Origin of the sequence: Myroides sp. DF42-4-2 (genome assembly GCF_030326445.1) — a bacterium.
Taxonomy (GTDB): Bacteria; Bacteroidota; Bacteroidia; order Flavobacteriales; family Flavobacteriaceae; genus Flavobacterium.
Genome location: NZ_JACAKI010000012.1, coordinates 98,231 through 114,483, shown reverse-complemented (window position 1 = coordinate 114,483; position 16,253 = coordinate 98,231). Strand labels below are relative to the sequence as shown.

The 16,253-nt window shown below is 36.9% G+C and carries 19 protein-coding genes; 18 read left to right on the top strand and 1 reads right to left on the bottom strand.

Annotated elements, in window-relative coordinates; genetic code table 11:
* A partial coding sequence (locus HX062_RS10460) for a transposase (protein ID WP_286467357.1) occupies positions 1 to 339 on the top strand: 339 nt, incomplete at its 5' end.
* 107 nt (positions 340 to 446) lie between these two features.
* Here the strand turns inward: HX062_RS10460 and HX062_RS10455 are convergent.
* Complete coding sequence (locus tag HX062_RS10455; RefSeq protein WP_286467356.1) at positions 447 to 1,574, bottom strand: hypothetical protein; 1,128 nt, start codon at positions 1,572 to 1,574, stop codon at positions 447 to 449.
* Between the two features lie 105 nt (positions 1,575 to 1,679).
* Between HX062_RS10455 and HX062_RS10450 the strand changes: the two genes are divergently transcribed.
* The 17 genes from HX062_RS10450 to HX062_RS10370 all read left to right on the top strand — a co-directional run bounded on the left by HX062_RS10450 (position 1,680) and on the right by HX062_RS10370 (position 16,248).
* A complete protein-coding gene (locus HX062_RS10450) occupies positions 1,680 to 2,867 on the top strand; it encodes a phage portal protein (RefSeq protein WP_286467353.1) in 1,188 nt (395 codons plus the stop codon).
* Complete coding sequence (locus HX062_RS10445) at positions 2,860 to 3,453, top strand: HK97 family phage prohead protease (RefSeq protein WP_286467352.1); 594 nt, start codon at positions 2,860 to 2,862, stop codon at positions 3,451 to 3,453. The genes HX062_RS10450 and HX062_RS10445 overlap by 8 nt, the downstream gene beginning before the upstream one ends.
* A 1-nt stretch (position 3,454) precedes the next feature.
* On the top strand, positions 3,455 to 4,726 hold the full coding sequence (locus tag HX062_RS10440) for a phage major capsid protein (protein WP_286467350.1): 1,272 nt from the start codon (positions 3,455 to 3,457) through the stop codon (positions 4,724 to 4,726).
* 3 nt (positions 4,727 to 4,729) lie between these two features.
* A complete protein-coding gene (locus HX062_RS10435) occupies positions 4,730 to 5,128 on the top strand; it encodes a hypothetical protein (protein WP_286467349.1) in 399 nt (132 codons plus the stop codon).
* Positions 5,129 to 5,159: 31 nt separating this feature from the next.
* The gene (locus HX062_RS10430) at positions 5,160 to 5,702 is read left to right on the top strand and encodes a head-tail connector protein (protein ID WP_286467348.1); all 543 of its coding nucleotides are present in this window, start codon (positions 5,160 to 5,162) and stop codon (positions 5,700 to 5,702) included.
* Positions 5,693 to 6,028, top strand: coding sequence for a phage head completion protein (locus tag HX062_RS10425; protein ID WP_286467347.1), 336 nt, complete (start codon positions 5,693 to 5,695; stop codon positions 6,026 to 6,028). Before HX062_RS10430 ends, HX062_RS10425 begins: the two co-directional genes overlap by 10 nt.
* Entirely contained in the window at positions 6,021 to 6,554 is a 534-nt protein-coding gene (locus HX062_RS10420) for a hypothetical protein (protein ID WP_286467346.1), read from the top strand. Before HX062_RS10425 ends, HX062_RS10420 begins: the two co-directional genes overlap by 8 nt.
* A complete protein-coding gene (locus HX062_RS10415) occupies positions 6,547 to 6,888 on the top strand; it encodes a hypothetical protein (RefSeq protein WP_286467345.1) in 342 nt (113 codons plus the stop codon). The genes HX062_RS10420 and HX062_RS10415 overlap by 8 nt, the downstream gene beginning before the upstream one ends.
* Position 6,889: 1 nt before the next feature.
* The gene (locus HX062_RS10410) at positions 6,890 to 7,309 is read left to right on the top strand and encodes a hypothetical protein (RefSeq protein WP_286467344.1); all 420 of its coding nucleotides are present in this window, start codon (positions 6,890 to 6,892) and stop codon (positions 7,307 to 7,309) included.
* 103 nt (positions 7,310 to 7,412) lie between these two features.
* Complete coding sequence (locus HX062_RS10405) at positions 7,413 to 7,661, top strand: hypothetical protein (RefSeq protein WP_286467343.1); 249 nt, start codon at positions 7,413 to 7,415, stop codon at positions 7,659 to 7,661.
* A 149-nt stretch (positions 7,662 to 7,810) separates the two neighbouring features.
* Complete coding sequence (locus tag HX062_RS10400; RefSeq protein WP_286467341.1) at positions 7,811 to 8,011, top strand: hypothetical protein; 201 nt, start codon at positions 7,811 to 7,813, stop codon at positions 8,009 to 8,011.
* Position 8,012: 1 nt separating this feature from the next.
* Positions 8,013 to 10,106: a GumC domain-containing protein gene (locus HX062_RS10395; RefSeq protein ID WP_286467340.1), complete on the top strand. Its 2,094-nt coding sequence runs from the start codon at positions 8,013 to 8,015 to the stop codon at positions 10,104 to 10,106.
* Complete coding sequence (locus HX062_RS10390; protein WP_286467339.1) at positions 10,106 to 12,076, top strand: hypothetical protein; 1,971 nt, start codon at positions 10,106 to 10,108, stop codon at positions 12,074 to 12,076. The genes HX062_RS10395 and HX062_RS10390 overlap by 1 nt, the downstream gene beginning before the upstream one ends.
* Positions 12,077 to 12,183: 107 nt before the next feature.
* Positions 12,184 to 13,323 (top strand): hypothetical protein, encoded by a 1,140-nt coding sequence (locus HX062_RS10385; protein WP_286467338.1) that lies wholly within the window; start codon positions 12,184 to 12,186, stop codon positions 13,321 to 13,323.
* Positions 13,323 to 15,008 (top strand): hypothetical protein, encoded by a 1,686-nt coding sequence (locus HX062_RS10380; RefSeq protein WP_286467337.1) that lies wholly within the window; start codon positions 13,323 to 13,325, stop codon positions 15,006 to 15,008. Before HX062_RS10385 ends, HX062_RS10380 begins: the two co-directional genes overlap by 1 nt.
* Before the next feature lie 5 nt (positions 15,009 to 15,013).
* A complete protein-coding gene (locus HX062_RS10375; protein WP_286467336.1) occupies positions 15,014 to 15,217 on the top strand; it encodes a hypothetical protein in 204 nt (67 codons plus the stop codon).
* Positions 15,208 to 16,248 carry a hypothetical protein gene (locus HX062_RS10370; RefSeq protein WP_286467335.1) on the top strand — a complete coding sequence of 347 codons (1,041 nt, stop codon included), beginning with the start codon at positions 15,208 to 15,210 and terminating at the stop codon, positions 16,246 to 16,248. The genes HX062_RS10375 and HX062_RS10370 overlap by 10 nt, the downstream gene beginning before the upstream one ends.
* Positions 16,249 to 16,253: the final 5 nt, after the last annotated feature.

Below are 16,253 nucleotides of genomic sequence, written 5' to 3'. Positions count from 1 at the left end.
GCTGAAGCTGCGCTAAACGACTTTGCTGCTAAATGGGAACATAAATACTCCTATGCAATCCAAAGCTGGAGAAACAACTGGGAAGATCTTACTGTATTCTTTGAATTCCCCGTAGATATTAGAAAAATCATATATACAACCAATCTTATTGAGAATCTAAATGGCAAAATCAGGAAGTATACCAAAAATAAATTATCTTTCCCCACTGACGAAGCTGTCATGAAATCCGTATATTTGGCTGTAAGAGAAGCAACTAAAAAATGGTCAATGCCTGTGAGAAACTGGGGTGTGATTATTGATCAATTCTTAATCCTATATCAAGAAAGGGTTAGACTTTAATGTAAAACCTAACCCAAGCTTTATTTTTGAACTTACACACTTTAAGAGACAGTGCCTTTTTTTTAATAAGGAGTTTTAAAAGGAGCTAATCAATAGCTCCTTTCTGATTAATCGTTCCATATATTATATGCGTCGTAGTCTCCTTCAAACGCATCTCTAGCAACATCATAATTTTCTCTTTCGTCTTCTTGATAATATCCATCATCATCATAATCTTCTTTTTCATATTCTACCACCAACCTATTTAGATAAACAGATTTAATTTTGTTAATTGTGACTGCTTTTAAATAATCATTATTTTTAAACAATTTAGGATGGGTAAGTATAAAATCTTCAACCGTAAAGAAATTAATATTTAATATAGCCCATATAATTAAATCAGAATTATTTTTTAATAATTCATTTATACAAGTGTAACTTTTTGAATTGTTACTTTTTAGTTGTTTGTTAAAATAATGAGTACTTATTAAATCATAAAGGTTTAATTTATTTTTAAATAAAGAATGGTTTTTATGATTAATTGTAACTTCATAATCTATGTTGTATAATTTAAATAGTGTTGAATGATAATTATAATAAATATTTTTAGTTAAATATGAATGTGGAGGGTCAGATTTTGCGTATCCAAAGACGTATAATGTCTTTTTTAGTACGTCTTTGTTAGAGTTATTTAAAAAAAGTATTATTTCGTCAACGACTTTCTTAGGTAATTCATTGTTGGTAATTGTTCGTTTGTTAACTCCTATGAATTCATAAAAATTAGTTTCGTCAACAACTTTTATAAGATCTTTTCTGTCAACTTCTTTAATATAGTAGCTGTATAAATCTTTGAATTCTTCTAAAAAAGTGTTTTGTAAATCTATTATTATTTGATCTCCCCATCCCGGAGTTTCATTAAACTTGATATATTGTGTGCAGATTTGTAGTCTTATACATTGATTTATGTATCTATCTAATCTCAAATTTAATGTTTTGATTTGATTTTCTATAAAAGAATCTTTTTTGTCTGTAATTCTTTCAGCTCCAGTTATTTTAATTAATTTTTTATATAATTTATTTAATCTTTTACTATCTGATTTCATCTGGGATAATAAATCATACATGTCTGGATATTGAGGAATACTATTAAGGACAAAACTTTCTGTGTCTGAAGTCCGTCTTTTGTAGTGTGGTTTGAATTTTGTCTCATTTTTGACCCAATCCCATTCTGAACTAATAAAAAAATAATTACTCATATATAACAGTTTAGTTCAAATATAGTTAAACTTCGACAACATTGTTGTCACCATGTCAAGGTTTTGCTACTTAAGTTTGCTATGTAATCATCAAATGATAAGATAGTGTTTGGATTCTTAGGTAGACTTTTTAAAACTTCTGACAGTTCGATTTCTTCGGACATTTCCTTCATGGGTCCTCCAGGAGAAGGAACGATAGCTACTGCTTCGTCAGCATTAACATTGTCTGCATTTTATAATGCGGTTGATCAGATAAGCAACGATATAGCTAAACTACCTAAATCAGTTTTTAAAAAAGATGGAGATCATCGTGAGAGATATCCGGATCATCCATTGAATTATCTAATATCGACTGCGCCATCAAACCTAATGACAGCTTTTAATTTTTGGAAAGCGATTGGGTTGCAAGTAATTCTTAAGGGTAATTGTTATGTGCGTGTTCACCGTAATAGCATGGGAATAGAAGAAAAGCTTGTCATTCAAGACGGTTATGATGTAGATGTTAAGCGTGTAGGTGACGAGCTGTTTTATGTAATAAAAGGAGAAGTGTTTTTGTCTAGTGATATATTGCATTTTATTGCATTTAGTATAGATGGAATTATGGGAATCCCTGTAATAAAATGGGCAGCGTATAATCTAGGAGTAAATCTAGATGCACAAAAATACGCTTCTACTATTTATAGTGATCGTGGTATTGGATATGGAGTTATTGAGAGTGACAAAGCTATTCATGTAGATAATAAAAAATCTATCTCAGAGGGATTTACTAAAAAGATGGCTGAGAAGAATAAGTTTAAAGTACCTGTTCTTGATGAAGGTTTGAAATATAAAGCTATTAGTGTGACTCCTGAAGAAGCTCAGTTCTTAGAGACTAATAAGCATTCTGTTACAGAAATTGCCCGTTGGTTGAACATTGCTCCTCATAAGCTAAAGGACCTTACCAATGCAAACTACAGTAATATTCAAGCACAAAGTATCGAACACGTTCAAGATTCTTTGCTTCCCTGGATAACAAGGATTGAGCAAGAATTAAATAGAAAGATGTTTGCTCGCGAAAGTTCAGAATCGCTATACGTGAAGTTTAATGAAAAAGTTTTGTTAAGAGGGGATTTACAAGCAAGGCAATCTTATTATTCAGCCATGGTTTACGCAGGAATAATGACAAGAAATGAAGTAAGGGCTTTGGAAGATTTGAATCCAATTGAAGGGCTTGATGAGCCGCTTACTCCTGTGAATATGGAATTGTTGAGCTTTATGATTGATAAAAATAAAAAGGAATTGAAGAATGAGTAAGGTAGTTAGGGAAGCAGTTGTACGAGTTTTAACTGAAGAGCAGATTGAAAATAGACAAGCTGAGTTTGTAATCAGTTCGGAAACTCCAGATACATACGGAACGGTCTTTAAAATAGATGGTTGGGAGTTGGAGCGATATGCGCTCAATCCGGTGGTGTTATATGCGCATAAATCCTATTCAGGTGATCCGGATATGGTAATTGGTACTTCTGTTGTGAGGGTTGAAAATGGAGAGTTGATTGCTACAGTAACCTTTGAGAACGCGGAAGACAATCCATTGGCAGAAAAAGTGTTTAGAAAAGTTCAAAACGGAACGCTTAGAATGGCATCCATTGGGGCGGATATACACGATTGGCATTGGGGTGATTTTGATGAAGGTGAGAATCCCGATTTATTGTACTTCGATAGACAATCACTGTTGGAATGGAGTATCGTTCCAATTGGGAGTAATCCTGATGCATTAAAGCGATCAGCGGAATACAAAAGTGACTTTGAACAAAGATTTCCTAAAGCAAGAGGAGATGTGAGAAATAAATATGCAGTTAGAGCTGCTTTGGTTGATTTAAAAATTAAAATGTTAAAGTAAGATGAAAAAGTCTGATGAATTAAAGCAGAAAAGAATGGCTCTTCTGCAACGTCAACAAGCTATTTACAAGTTAGTTGAAAAGGAAAATAGAGAGGTGTCTGCGGAAGAACAAACTGAGTTGGATGATTCTGATACAGAGATTTCGGATCTAGATGGTGAAATTGAAAAGGCTGAGAAGCACGAGGAAAGGCAAAGAAGATTTGCTGGGTTAGCGGGTGCTTCTGTGGGTGATGGTGAAGGAGCGGAAATTGAAAAAATTGCAAAACGTTATTCGTTTTTAAAAGCAGCTAGAAGTGTTATTACGGAAGAAGCATTAGACGGTGTAGAAAAAGAAATGAACGACGAAGCTGTTAGAGAAGCTACCCGTTTGCATTTGGGGTTTGATACAAAAAACAGTTTCTCTATTCCTGCTTCTATGGTTCGCGCAACCGGGCAGACAGTTACTGAAGATTCAGGAAAGTTTGGGGGGAAATTGGTGCCTACAGATATTAATGTAGTGGAGAGTTTTATTCCAAGATTGTTTCTTGAAGATGTAGGTGCTAGTTTCTTATCGGGGTTAGTTGGAAATGTTTCCTTACCTAAATTTTCAGACTACGAATACAAATGGTTGTCTGAGCGAGAGAAGATCAAATTAGAGGCAGAAGAAATCGATGGGCCAATTATGAAACCAAAAAGAGCGGGTGCTGGGGTTTCTGTTTCGAAACAGTTGATATTGCAGTCGTCTGTTGCTGTAGAGAATATGCTTTACAATAAGTTGCGTTTTGCAGCTGCAAGAGCCTTGAATAAAGCAGCTTTGAATGGCGATGGTAATAAAGAACCTCTGGGTATTTTAAACATGACAGGTGTTCAGCTTGCGAAAGCTGTTGCTGAAGAGGAAATGTCTTATGAAGCGGCCGTTGAATTGTGGGGATTGATTGCTGGAGCGAATGCGGATGCTGGGAACGAGGTGTTTATTCTTAATTCAAAATTAGCAGCAGCAGCCAAAACAACTAAAAAGGATGCGGGAAGCGGACGCTTTGTTATGGAAAATGGATTGATTGACGGGCAAAAAACTATCGTTACCAATTTAGTTGAAGAGTTAGCAGGCTTGCAAACGTTGATTTATGGAAACTTCTCTGAGTTGTATATCGGTCAATGGGGTGGTGTGAACTTTACTACTGATACGGCTACAGGTGCTAGCACAGGAGAGGTATTGTTGTATTCTAACTTGTATGCGGATATTCAATCAGCTAATCCTGAAGCGTTCGCAGTAAATAAATTCTTAAAAGCGTAAGTCATGAGTACAGACAATAAAAAACAAGGACCAGGAGCGGAAAAAGCTCCTGGCCTTTCAGAGCAAACAGAAACAGTTTCTAATGCAAATGCTGAAGGATTAGAAGAGAAAGTGACAGCATTGGAGGCTGCTGTTTCTGAAAAAGAAACCTTGATTCAGAATTTAGAAACAGAAAAGGCTGAGTTGCAAGGGAAGTTGGAGAAGGCTGAAGCTAAGATTACGGAGTTGGAAAAGAAACAGCCAAAGCAAGTGAAGGCAAAAAAAGACGAAACAATTATTCGTTTCACTTTGTCTCCAGCGGGGAAATTTAAACTTCCTTACAATGTAGGTCAAGAAGTCGCTATGGATAAGGAAGTGGCAGCGGAAATCGTAGAAGCGAAATACGCAGAATACGTGAAATAAAAAATCTTTCATAATAAATAGTTTGTTTGGTATGAATGCAGATGTTATTGCTATAGAAAATGTAGAGGTAGTGAAGTTGGAATTAGCAAAAAAGCACTTGCGCTTGGATGTTGATAATGACGATGAGAATATGTTGATTGAGGTAGCGATAGCATCTGCTATTACTCAAGCGGAAAACTACACTGAAAGAGTTTTAAAGAAGGGGATAATTGAATTTTTGACTCATAATGCTGAATCGATAGTTATTGAAAGATCGTCTTTGAATGACGAGGTTCAAAAGGTAGAAGTGTTGGAAGAAGGTGTTGGTTCAGTTCTTCTTCCTGCTTCTGCTTATTCTCAAACAAAAAGAGGTCCAGAGATTTATGAAGTATCTTTTAAGGATGTGGTGCTAGATCCGGGGCAACAATTGAAAGTAACAATTGAGTTGGGCTTTGATTCGGAAACGTTGCCAAAAGATATTTTATCAGCAATGCTTTTGATGATTGGAGATGCGTACGAAAAGCGGGAGGATAGAAATCAAGGAAATAATACAGCAGTAAATAATCTATTAAGACCTTATCGAAAATGGCAGTAAGAAAACCGTACATCGGGCAAATGGATCGTAAGATAGTCGTCTATGAAAATATCAAAACGCAGAATGATATTGGAGAGGCTAAAGAGGAGAAGAAAAAGATTGCTGAGTGTTGGGCAAGAGTGGATACGGATACAGGATCGGAGAAAGTTGAAGGAAATGTTCGTCACTTGCTGAACAAGAGTTTTACAATTCGCTTCAACCGGGTCATTTTCGAACGTGGAAATGAGTTTGTTGTAGAGTACAATAAGCAGCTTTACAACATTACGCATGTTGCTGAGATTGGGAGGAGATCAAATCTACAATTGATTTGTTTCGTTTATGATTAAGGCAACGATTCAGGTGAGTAGCAATCTTAAGCAATTGGCTGATGGGGCGAGAGAGAAGGGGCGTTATCGGAAGATTTTGACTGAGGTTGCTTCTGAGTTGTCGTCATCAGTTAAGAGTAAAACTCCGGTTAAATCAAAGGCTTTTTCTTCTGGTCGAAAAAATGGTGCGGGCAGGGTCCAGCAAAGAGCTGGTAATTTGAAAGAATCGATTGGTGTTTTCGATTCAAATAGTCAAAATTATGTGCGTGTTTGGGTTGGCGCTAGAGTGCAAAATGGATTTGATGGTTGGTATGCTCAAATGGTTCACAATGGACATCGAATTTATCGAAATATTAACACGCTAAAGCGAAATCCTTTGAAGCGATGGCGTAAGAAAACACTACCTGAAAAAACTCAAGGACATGTAAAAGCGGATCCGTTCATTACAAAAACATTTGAAAGTAAAAAGAGAGGTTTAGAAACTTCATTGAAGAACAAAGTAGGGGTCAATTTAGAAACGTTGATAAAACAAAACAACAATGCTTGAGTTAAGTAAAGAATTGTATCAGCTTTTTTCTACTTCAGATTTATTTACTTCTGTGGTGGAAAAAAGAATCTTTCCAGTTGTTGCTGGTGAGGGAGTTAAATATCCTTTTTCAATTTACAATATTCAGCAATTACCTGCTTCTCTTGATGGTGATGAGTATAGTGTAGGGTTGCATACCTACTTCTCTCCAAACAAAATTAGTGAGGCAATGAGGTTTGTTGACTCTTTGCGTGAGTTTATAGATGATAATTTCATTTATGAGGGTTCAGGAATTGACTTTATTGATAAGGATCAAAGTATAGTAGTTTCAATATATTTTAAAACAATAGGATAAAATGGCGAGTGAAAAATTTTATAAAGGAAAAAAAGTGCGTATTTCCTTAGGTGGAAAAACGCTGTACCACGCTACTTCTTGTAAGGTTGATATATCAACGGAACTAGAAGAAATAGCAACGAAGGATACGGATGGAAAAATTAGTGTGCCTGATGGGTATTCTTGGAGCGCATCAACAGAAGCTTTAGTAGCAGATAAACCCGCAAATTCAACCCAAGCAGACGCGATGGATTTGATTGATTATCAATTAGCCGGTACGGAATTGGATTTTGAGTTTACTACATCGGTAACAGGAGATTTTGTTTTGAAGGGAAAAGTGCTAGTATCTCAGGCGTCCGTTGATGCGTCTACGGGATCAGCGGTAAAAGGGTCTTTTAGTTTTGTAGGACAAGGGGATTTAACAAGAGAGGTGGTTGTATAATATGAAAAGGCAAATTAAAATAAGTGTTGAAGGTGTAGATGTAAATCTGCACTTTCCTTTTTCAGTCTTGTATAGGCTTGGGAAAAAGTGGGGTTTGGAGTCTGTGAATAAGATTCTTGAAAAAGTAGTCAAGGTGTGTGCTGTTATAGATGGTGATATCAGTTTAGAGGCTTTGGATGTGCTATCAGATATTTTAGTTGAGTGTTCAGATGATCTGATAAGTAAGGATCAGGCTTTGGATTATTTAGGAAGTAATCCTGAAGTTGTTGTACAAGTCATTGAATTGTTGATTGAGGCGATTTCAGCTCCGGCAGAAAATAATCCTAAAGGATCAGAAGATTTGGGAAAGTAAATAACCTCACCTGGGATGATTACGAACAATTAGCCTGTGGTGAGATTGGTTTGCAGTTGGATTACTTCTATACATTGACTATGCGCCAATTCTCTAACATCTGTCAAGGTTATTTTAAGAAGAAACAATTTAGACAAAATGAGTCTTTGATGTTGGTACGAAAAATAATGTATGCCTGTCTTTTGCCTTATCAAAAGAAAGGATTTAAAGAGCAAGATTTATTCTTGTTGGATTTTGAAAAAGAATTGGATCCATTGGTTGATTTAGAAGAAGAAATTAGTGAAGTGGAGGAGCAGAAAGCGTATTGGGAAAAGGTAGATAGGCAAAGGGAATTAAATAATAAGAGATAGTATGTCAGTAGCATCAATAAATGTAGGTTTTCAGGTTAACGTAAAGGAATTGGCTGATAAATTAAATCAAGCGGCTGCTAAGTTGGAGGAGCATAAGGCTAGATTTGAAGAGATAGGAAGCGCTATTGGTCAAGCAGGTATGTATATCGGTCGTTATGTAGATCAAATGGCTGGGACTGTTATTTCAACAATAGGCGGCGTAGTAGCTTTTATTCCTGAGATTATATCAGGTATTTCGAAACTTAATGCGATTCTTATTGCTAATCCTTGGGTTGCGTTAGCGACTGTTATTACTGCGGCTGGAACGGCGCTTTATTTTTTTACAAGAAAAGGAAGTGAAGCTGCTCAAATGCAAAAAATGTTAAACGATGTGAATGCTGAAGCGTTGAAGAATACAGCGCAAGAACGTGCGGAATTGGACTCACTATTGCTTGTTGCTCAAGATGGAATGGCGATGAAAAGGGATCGTTTGGATGCGATTAAGAGGCTTAATGAAATTTCTCCTCAATATTTAGGAAATATTGATCTAGAAACAATCAATACGAAAAAAGCAACTGATGCAATAGGACAATATATAGATGCGTTAAACTCAAAGGCTAGAGAGCAAGCTATGGTGGCTAAGAAAACTGAACTTTTTCAAAAAAAAATTGAGCTCGAAACAAGTAAATTGGGGGAAACGGGTTTTTTGCAAGATGCTTCAAATGCATTGTTTTCCTTTTTGGGTGTTCAATCCGATATAGTGTTTTCAACTAAGCAAGAAATTCTAGATTATGCTAAATCTTTGAATAAAACTGAGGAAGATACAAAGAGGTTGTTAGCTGTTTATGAACCTTACTTAAAACAGAGAGAAAAAGATTTGGCTATGTATGATAGGCAAATTACAGCACTTGATAAGTATGCAAAGGCAGAGAGAGATAAATCGGGTGTGATTAAAAATTCTAGCCAAAATACAATCTCTTATTATGAAGAGCAAATCAAGTCTTTGCAAAAACTTCAAAAAGAAACTGCGAAATCTCCAGACCAGTATAAGGCTATTCAAAAGCAAATTGATGGTTATAAAGCTAAAATTGCTGATATAGAAGGAGGTTCTTCTGTTTCGTCAAAAAAAAGCAAACAACTTGATGCTGTCAAATTAGATACGATTAAATTTTACGAGTCGCAGATTGCTGAACTTAAAAAATATCAAAATGAGCAAGCTTTAACTGTTGATGAATTTAATGCGACTGCGATTAAGATTGAAGCTGTACAACAGAAGATTGATGCTATTACAGGAAAAAGACAAAAAGCAACTGCAGTGACGGTTGATTATAGTCCGTCAATAGAGGGGTCGACAGTTGCTTTGGAAAAACAAATTAAAACATTAGAGAAACAGCGGGAAGCTATCCGAGTTGTTTTTGGCGAAGCTAATATTGCATATCAAGCCTTGTCTAATCAAATTAAAGACATTGAGTTTGAAATTAAAGTTAAGACGAATGAATCTGCCTTAAGTACTGCAAAAGAATCGATCAGGAACCTTCAAGATTCTATTGAAGGTCAAGCAAAGGGAAGTCAGCAGCTGTTAACACAACAACGGGAAGAAGCGGTTATTTACGCCGAATCTGTTAGTGGTGCTTTTGGTCAAATGAGTAATAGCTTCTTAGACTCCATGGGGCAAGCTGAAGATGGATTGGCACGCTTTGGGCAAGCAATGGCAGCAACAATCTTAAAGCTAATTGCAATGGCATTGTCCAATGCTATGGCTAATGCAATTGTGGGAGCAACGCAATCAGCAAATTCTACAGGGCCTGCTGCTGTATTTACTACTCCGGTATTTATAGCTACAGCTATTGCAGGAATATTAGGTGCATTTGCATCTATTCCAAAATTTGCAGATGGTGGGGTTGTATACGGTCCTACCTTGGGATTAATGGGGGAATATGCTGGGGCAACTAGAAACCCGGAGGTTATTGCTCCTTTGAATAAACTAAAAGATTTGATTGAGCCAGCGAATGGTGGAGTGACTCAAATTTTATTAGGAGGTAAATTGATAGCTAGTGGAAGCGATTTACAGTTAGTACTAGATCGACATGCAACAAGACGTAAAAGAGTAGGATAATGAAGCAAGTTGTGATTAAGATTATTGATACACAACGAAATGTTGTTGTTCAGTCTATTGATTCAGCGTTATTTCCGTTTGAAACAATTGAAAATCAAGCTGCGAAAAGCTCTATAAAACTTATCTATGAAGGGGCTGATGATAAGTATCAATCCTTAATGACATCGTCTTTGGTGTTTGATTTATTGGTTAAAGATGGGGCTGATGGTAAATTCTATCATTTGTTTACTGGTTCTGAAACTCGATATCGAGTGGATTTAACGGATGAACATAATGTGCTCTTATGGCGAGGTTTTTTGCTGCCTGATCAGTATAGTGAGCCTTATAAATCTCCAACGTTATTTGTGTCTATGACAGCAACAGATGGTATTGCGGCTCTTGAGGGAAAAGAGTTTTCGGATAATACTTACTACACCAGTGATAATTCAATTATTAGTTACTTATGTAAGGCTTTAGAAGCAACCGGACTTTTGCAAGATTTGTATTTCTCTCCTGCAATTGTTGCAGGAAATGGTTTCCGTTGGGATGAGATTTATGTAAACGGCCGACTTTATACAGAAGATTATGAAGAGGATGAGTTTGGAATAGCGGGAACTTGGGAAAAGGATTCTGTTTATGATGTTCTTGAAAATATTGTACATGATCTAGGCTGTAAATTATTTACGTTTAATGGAAAATGGTGGTTGATTGGTATAAATCAGCAACATAAAGATGTGATTTCTTGCTTTCGTTATGGGTATGATGGTGTGTATAAAGGTGTGGAACAAGTGTCCCTGCATAGTGAAAGAGTTACATTTCTATCAGATCCATTGATTTCAGTTCAATCTCCTTGGAAGAGGGTGGAAGTTACTGCTTCCTATGATGCGGATAAGGATGTCGTGAATGAGAAGTTTTATGAAAAGGATCAGACGGTATTTTCAAATAATCCTTACGTTCATTGGAAAAGAGTCAACTGTGCTATTAATGAGGTTCCTTCTGAGGGTAAATGGTTTTATGAGTTTACCTATCCAGGGCAGACCTTTCCTGATATAAATCCTGGTTGGCCTAGAGTTATAGGTCCGGCTGGGTGGAAAATAGAGTCTGATGTCCGTGGATCATATATCGAATTGGAGAAACCTATATGGATAGAAAAGTCCGATTCGCAATGGGAATGGAAAAAAGTAGATTTTGAACTGGAGCTGGTGGCTTATACGGTTAATGGTACTAAGGAAAAGTTTGATAATAAGGAGTATGAGGATGTAATGCGTTACGAATTGTTATTAGGGAATGAAGTTTTGAATTCAAATTTTCCGAATTCAGAAAAGTATAAAGATTCTGTTTTGGATTTGCGTTTTTCTCAAGGTCGTAATGAGTGGCAGAATGAAAATAGTACTGGTGTCAATCGTGTGTGGATAGAATCTCGTAGTTCTTTGAGTGGTAAAGTAAAAAAACAACACCTTCTTATCGATAAGAGTGGTTGGTTGCAGTTGCGATTATATCCTCCAGTATTGTTAAATAATTTCGATCCGGTTTTCAATGATATTGGTATTGCGAAGTTGTCTATTAAAGTATCCTCGAAAAATAAATTTATTTCAAATAAGATTCGTTTGATTGATTATTCTACTAAAAAAACAATAGGATTGTCCCATATAGACAATGCGCAAGATAATAGTAAGAAAAAATTCATTTTTAAAAGAGAAGGGGTAAGTGAGCAGAAATCCTGGCGACAAAGTTGGAAACGAAATGGGGTAAATGAGAGTTTGCGCTATGGAGAATGTTTTGCTCGCATGGTGCACGATGTGCAACCAAAACCACATATTAAAATAGATGGCCGTGCAGTTGGGGTTCATAGTCCGTTGACGTTATTTGAATTCCATTGGCGAGAAAATAAAAAGTTTATTCCCACACGTATTGAGCTTGATTTTTCAGAAGGGAAGACAGAATTAACAATGATTGAAAACGTATTTGAACATGTTGCAGGCGTATACTAATGATTATTGGATCCGACATGTAGTTTTTATTCGCGTACCAGGAGAGGTATTTGGCCCCATAACAAGAGAGCGAATTTATTGTGTAGATGAATATTGTGTAGAAGATTATGTCAGATAGAATAGTATATAGAAGAGAGAAGGGGGTGCAGTTGAATGCTGCAGAAGTGGATGGAAACTTTCAATACCTAGATGAGAGAATCGACAAAATTGCTCAGAAGGATTATTTTATTTACGATGCAGGGTATTCTTTAATGGGTAATTCGATTACGCTCAATACAGGCTTTAAATGGCAGATTGGTGGTGAAGAAATTGAAAGTGCTGTTGATTTTACTTTTATTGTATCGCGAGCGGATTGGGCAAAGTATCGAGTGGATGTAGTTGCGGCAAATGCAAGTGGTTCGTTTGAGCTCATCACTGGAATAGAAAACGCAGAGGGATACGTTGTTCCTCGTATAGCAGGAAACTACTTACCGTATCTATATTTGTATGTGAGTGATGTAGGCTTGCAAAATGTAGGATCTGAAGCTGTGGGTGATTTTGTATCTAAACTTTCGTATCGTTGGGTGCAAGTCAATCACCAGGATAAACTTTTAGCAGCTGATGTTAATAAGCGAAATATTGAGGTGATCGGTGGGAATAGTTTTATTAATGGTGTGATGAACGGAGTGTTCGGATTGTTGGTTGATCAAAATTTTCCTGATGGTTTTGAAGTATCGATACGAAACAGACGAACGGATTATATAACCATTGTTCACGATGCTGTAGGGGTTGATTTTCCAATTAAGCTGTACACGCAAAAGGATTATTTTCTGCGCCCGAATGAAACTATCGTTTTAAAATATGTCAAAAATGAAGCTTGCTTTGTTGTCAGTGGTGGATTAGATATCCAATTGACCTATCAAAATGTAGATGATATCCTAGGGACTGATTCTCTACATTTATTCATCGACAGTTCAGAAGGTGAAACCATCGCAGCAGATAATTTACAAACCACTTTAACGGCAACAGTCGAGCGATACTTCAACGACTACACCAACGAGGTTGTTTCTTGGCAATGGTTTCGCGAGTCAGGTGATACACAAGAAGATCACGATTCAGATGCAATATGGTCCCAAGGAAAAACCGAACGAATTATTCACTTAACAGCAGCTGACTTTACGCCAAATATTTACTCGCGATCAATTGTATTCACATGCCAGGCGATCGTGCAAAATCAACGTTTAATTGCTCAAACAAATATAGGATAATGAAAAAGGGAATTCTAAAGATAAAAGTAGATTACAAGCCGTTAAACACGTACAAAAATGTAGTTGTGCGCAGTGGTTCAAATAGACAAAATTACAACGCTAACACGCGTTATTTTGAGCCTGATCGGCGTATTGACCCGTACGTTGTGCTTGTCGAGTGCGGGGTAAACGATACGCACGATATTGTAACGGGATTGGTTAATGCTAATCTAACCGATGTTAGCTGGAAGCAATCAACACCATCGGGTTACAAAGAAATCGAGGCGACTGATAGAGAGTTTAAAATTGGTACTGGAGCAGACAAAGGAAAGATCACCATCTTTAAAAATGTAAGCGATACGGATCCAGTAACTATTTTGTTTTCTGCAAGATTCATGGATAGCACGACAAAGCGTGTCGTAAACTTTCAAGAGTCTTTTAATCTTATAACGTTACCTGTTGCTCAGGCGCCAATATTGATCGAAACTAGTGCGCCTGTGGGATACAATCTATTTCCAACGGAAAACAACCAAGGGCTTGTTTGTCAAGCTGATTTGTATCAAGGGGCTGAAAAGCTTCCTGCTGCTTACTGGTGGTATAAGGGAAATACCCTACTCACCAATAGTAATGGTTATTTCGGTACAGCAAAGAATCAATTATTTGTTCCTGCTTCAGCTTTATCAAAAACGGGTGATGTATTTAAGTGCGAAGTCGCGGATTGTTCAGAGTATTTTAATGGTTTGGTTGATCAGAAAGTCGAAGCGGATCCGGAGGTGGTTGAGTGGAGAAGATTGTATCAACAAGAGTCTGAGAACCTAATTGGTAAATATAATTCTGATTGGGGAAAATGGGCTACTTATACTAATGTAGTTAAAATACCTGATTACGATTCGGTGCGTGTTTGGAAGGTAAATGATACGACATCTACTGCTGTGGGAGTAATTAATTCGACGAATTTCGATTTGATTAAAGATGTTGAGTATAAAGTGCAATTACTCGCACTTCCGTATTTTGATCCTGACTTGAAAACACTATTGAATTACTGTTATATAATGCATCCTTCAGGTAATATTGGGTTAGATGTTATTAAATGGAAAAAAATAACTGATGTGGATATTGTAGCTAATAATAAAGGACATATGATGGAATTAGTTTTCTCAGTTCCTCGAAACATGGTTGGCGCAAGGTTTTTAATTGGTGCTAGGCGTCCTGCTGGAGAATACTCTAACCCTAATTATTTTGGTTTCTATTTTAAAAATTTAAAGCTCTCAGTTAATACTGAAAGTGAAGTTTGGTCTCCTTCTAAAAAGGATATTCAGGATTTAATCAATCAAAAAAAAGAATACTACAAAACGCAAACATCTCTCCCAGAAAACTATCGTCCTAATCCAAAACCAGCGAAACTTTATACAGCAGATTTCATGCTGATGAAAAAGTTTCCTGAGTATCATGAAGAAGTGTTATATCCTACTTCTGTTTCGCCTGAGTCAGCGACAGTACAAGTGGAAATGGTATTAAATACGAACAATGGAATTATCCAACAACCGGAGCGATTCTTTTCTGTTGGATGGCTCAAGCAAGCGAATGGTACTTTTAAATACAAGGGATTTAAAGTCAATATAGCGATTGCGGACATCAAGGCATTGAACGACGCAAATAAACAATTGGACTACGAACTGCGCGAAGATTTAACCTTAAAACCATAAAGAAAATGAAGTATGTATTAATGCAAGAGGCTACGGCTATTGAGAAAGGGGTTATTCCAACAGGTCATTACTATCCTCAAAAGGATGGTGACGTGATTTTTAAAAAGGATATCTTGACCATTTTTGGTCAGCAAGGGAATCAGGTTGATTTCGAATATGAAGAATTAGAAACGCGAGAAGCAATTGAAAGAATTGAATCATGGAATTAGTTAGAGGAGCGAGAACGATTAAACTCGGGAAAAAAGGTGATACGATCTCTAGTTCGCTTATTGCAGATAAGCCACTTGTAGCCAAGTATCAGAATGGTGTTGTAGTTGGTTCTTGGAGCAATGAAGCAGAACACCGCACAGTGTATGCGCAGGTTCTTACATCGCTTACCAATGCACCATTGTCAACTGCGCAATTAACAGGCGCTGTTTGGAAGTTCAATGGACAAGTGATATCAGACGAAGATACTCGTTTTGAAAAAACAATGTATAATATCGGATCTGTTCAAGTGCCTGCTTTAAAGATTAAAGCGGATATCATGAATTCAATCGATACAACAAGTTCAATTGAGTTTAACGCGAATGCATACACCGGAGGCTATACCACTGCGATTTCTGCGCTTATTAATGTAGTCAAGGAAAACATAAGTGCAAACACTTATAATGCGTACATAGTCGATGCGAATGGACGTGGAGCGACGATAACTACAACCTATCCTACGGTGACTTTAAAAGCAATCTTAGAGAAAGGTGGAATTGTCACAACAACAGGGATAACCTATCAGTGGTATAAAAGTACATTGGATGAATCAGAAGACTTGGCTAACGATCCAATAGCAGATAACCGCATGTTATTGCCTGGGAAAACACAACAAATGTTGACCTTGACTGCAGCGGATATTCAAACATACGATACCTATATGGTAGATATTTTTGAAAATGGTCAGTTCGTTAAGTCTACTACAATGCCGGTGAGAGATGAAACGGATAGTTTAGAGCTGATGTATAATGTTGAAGGGATTGAAGACGACTTGCAACCTGGAGGATCGATCAAGTATACGCCTAAGGTTGTGTATAGAGGAACGGTTACTCCTGCATCGGGTACATGGACGTATAAGTATCAAAAAATTAAACTGAATGGTTCGAATATCGGGGCGCAAACAACCGGCGCTAGTTTGACAATTACTTATGCAGAAATTGAAGCTGCAGGGGTAAGTGAAATTAGTGTGCTATTTGAAGCGCAAGAAAACTAAAGTGT

Bases quoted from the DNA above. Each gene is read 5' to 3' on its own strand.
- HX062_RS10395 (WP_286467340.1), top strand. From the start codon at position 8,013: ATGTCAGTAGCATCAATAAATGTAGGTTTTCAGGTTAACGTAAAGGAA.
- HX062_RS10435 (WP_286467349.1), top strand. From the start codon at position 4,730: ATGAGTACAGACAATAAAAAACAAGGACCAGGAGCGGAAAAAGCTCCT.
- HX062_RS10410 (WP_286467344.1), top strand. From the start codon at position 6,890: ATGGCGAGTGAAAAATTTTATAAAGGAAAAAAAGTGCGTATTTCCTTA.
- HX062_RS10390 (WP_286467339.1), top strand. From the start codon at position 10,106: ATGAAGCAAGTTGTGATTAAGATTATTGATACACAACGAAATGTTGTT.
- HX062_RS10415 (WP_286467345.1), top strand. From the start codon at position 6,547: ATGCTTGAGTTAAGTAAAGAATTGTATCAGCTTTTTTCTACTTCAGAT.
- HX062_RS10370 (WP_286467335.1), top strand. From the start codon at position 15,208: ATGGAATTAGTTAGAGGAGCGAGAACGATTAAACTCGGGAAAAAAGGT.
- HX062_RS10400 (WP_286467341.1), top strand. From the start codon at position 7,811: ATGTTGGTACGAAAAATAATGTATGCCTGTCTTTTGCCTTATCAAAAG.
- HX062_RS10440 (WP_286467350.1), top strand. From the start codon at position 3,455: ATGAAAAAGTCTGATGAATTAAAGCAGAAAAGAATGGCTCTTCTGCAA.
- HX062_RS10420 (WP_286467346.1), top strand. From the start codon at position 6,021: ATGATTAAGGCAACGATTCAGGTGAGTAGCAATCTTAAGCAATTGGCT.
- HX062_RS10385 (WP_286467338.1), top strand. From the start codon at position 12,184: ATGTCAGATAGAATAGTATATAGAAGAGAGAAGGGGGTGCAGTTGAAT.
- HX062_RS10425 (WP_286467347.1), top strand. From the start codon at position 5,693: ATGGCAGTAAGAAAACCGTACATCGGGCAAATGGATCGTAAGATAGTC.
- HX062_RS10445 (WP_286467352.1), top strand. From the start codon at position 2,860: ATGAGTAAGGTAGTTAGGGAAGCAGTTGTACGAGTTTTAACTGAAGAG.
- HX062_RS10455 (WP_286467356.1), bottom strand. From the start codon at position 1,574: ATGAGTAATTATTTTTTTATTAGTTCAGAATGGGATTGGGTCAAAAAT.
- HX062_RS10430 (WP_286467348.1), top strand. From the start codon at position 5,160: ATGAATGCAGATGTTATTGCTATAGAAAATGTAGAGGTAGTGAAGTTG.
- HX062_RS10380 (WP_286467337.1), top strand. From the start codon at position 13,323: ATGAAAAAGGGAATTCTAAAGATAAAAGTAGATTACAAGCCGTTAAAC.
- HX062_RS10375 (WP_286467336.1), top strand. From the start codon at position 15,014: ATGAAGTATGTATTAATGCAAGAGGCTACGGCTATTGAGAAAGGGGTT.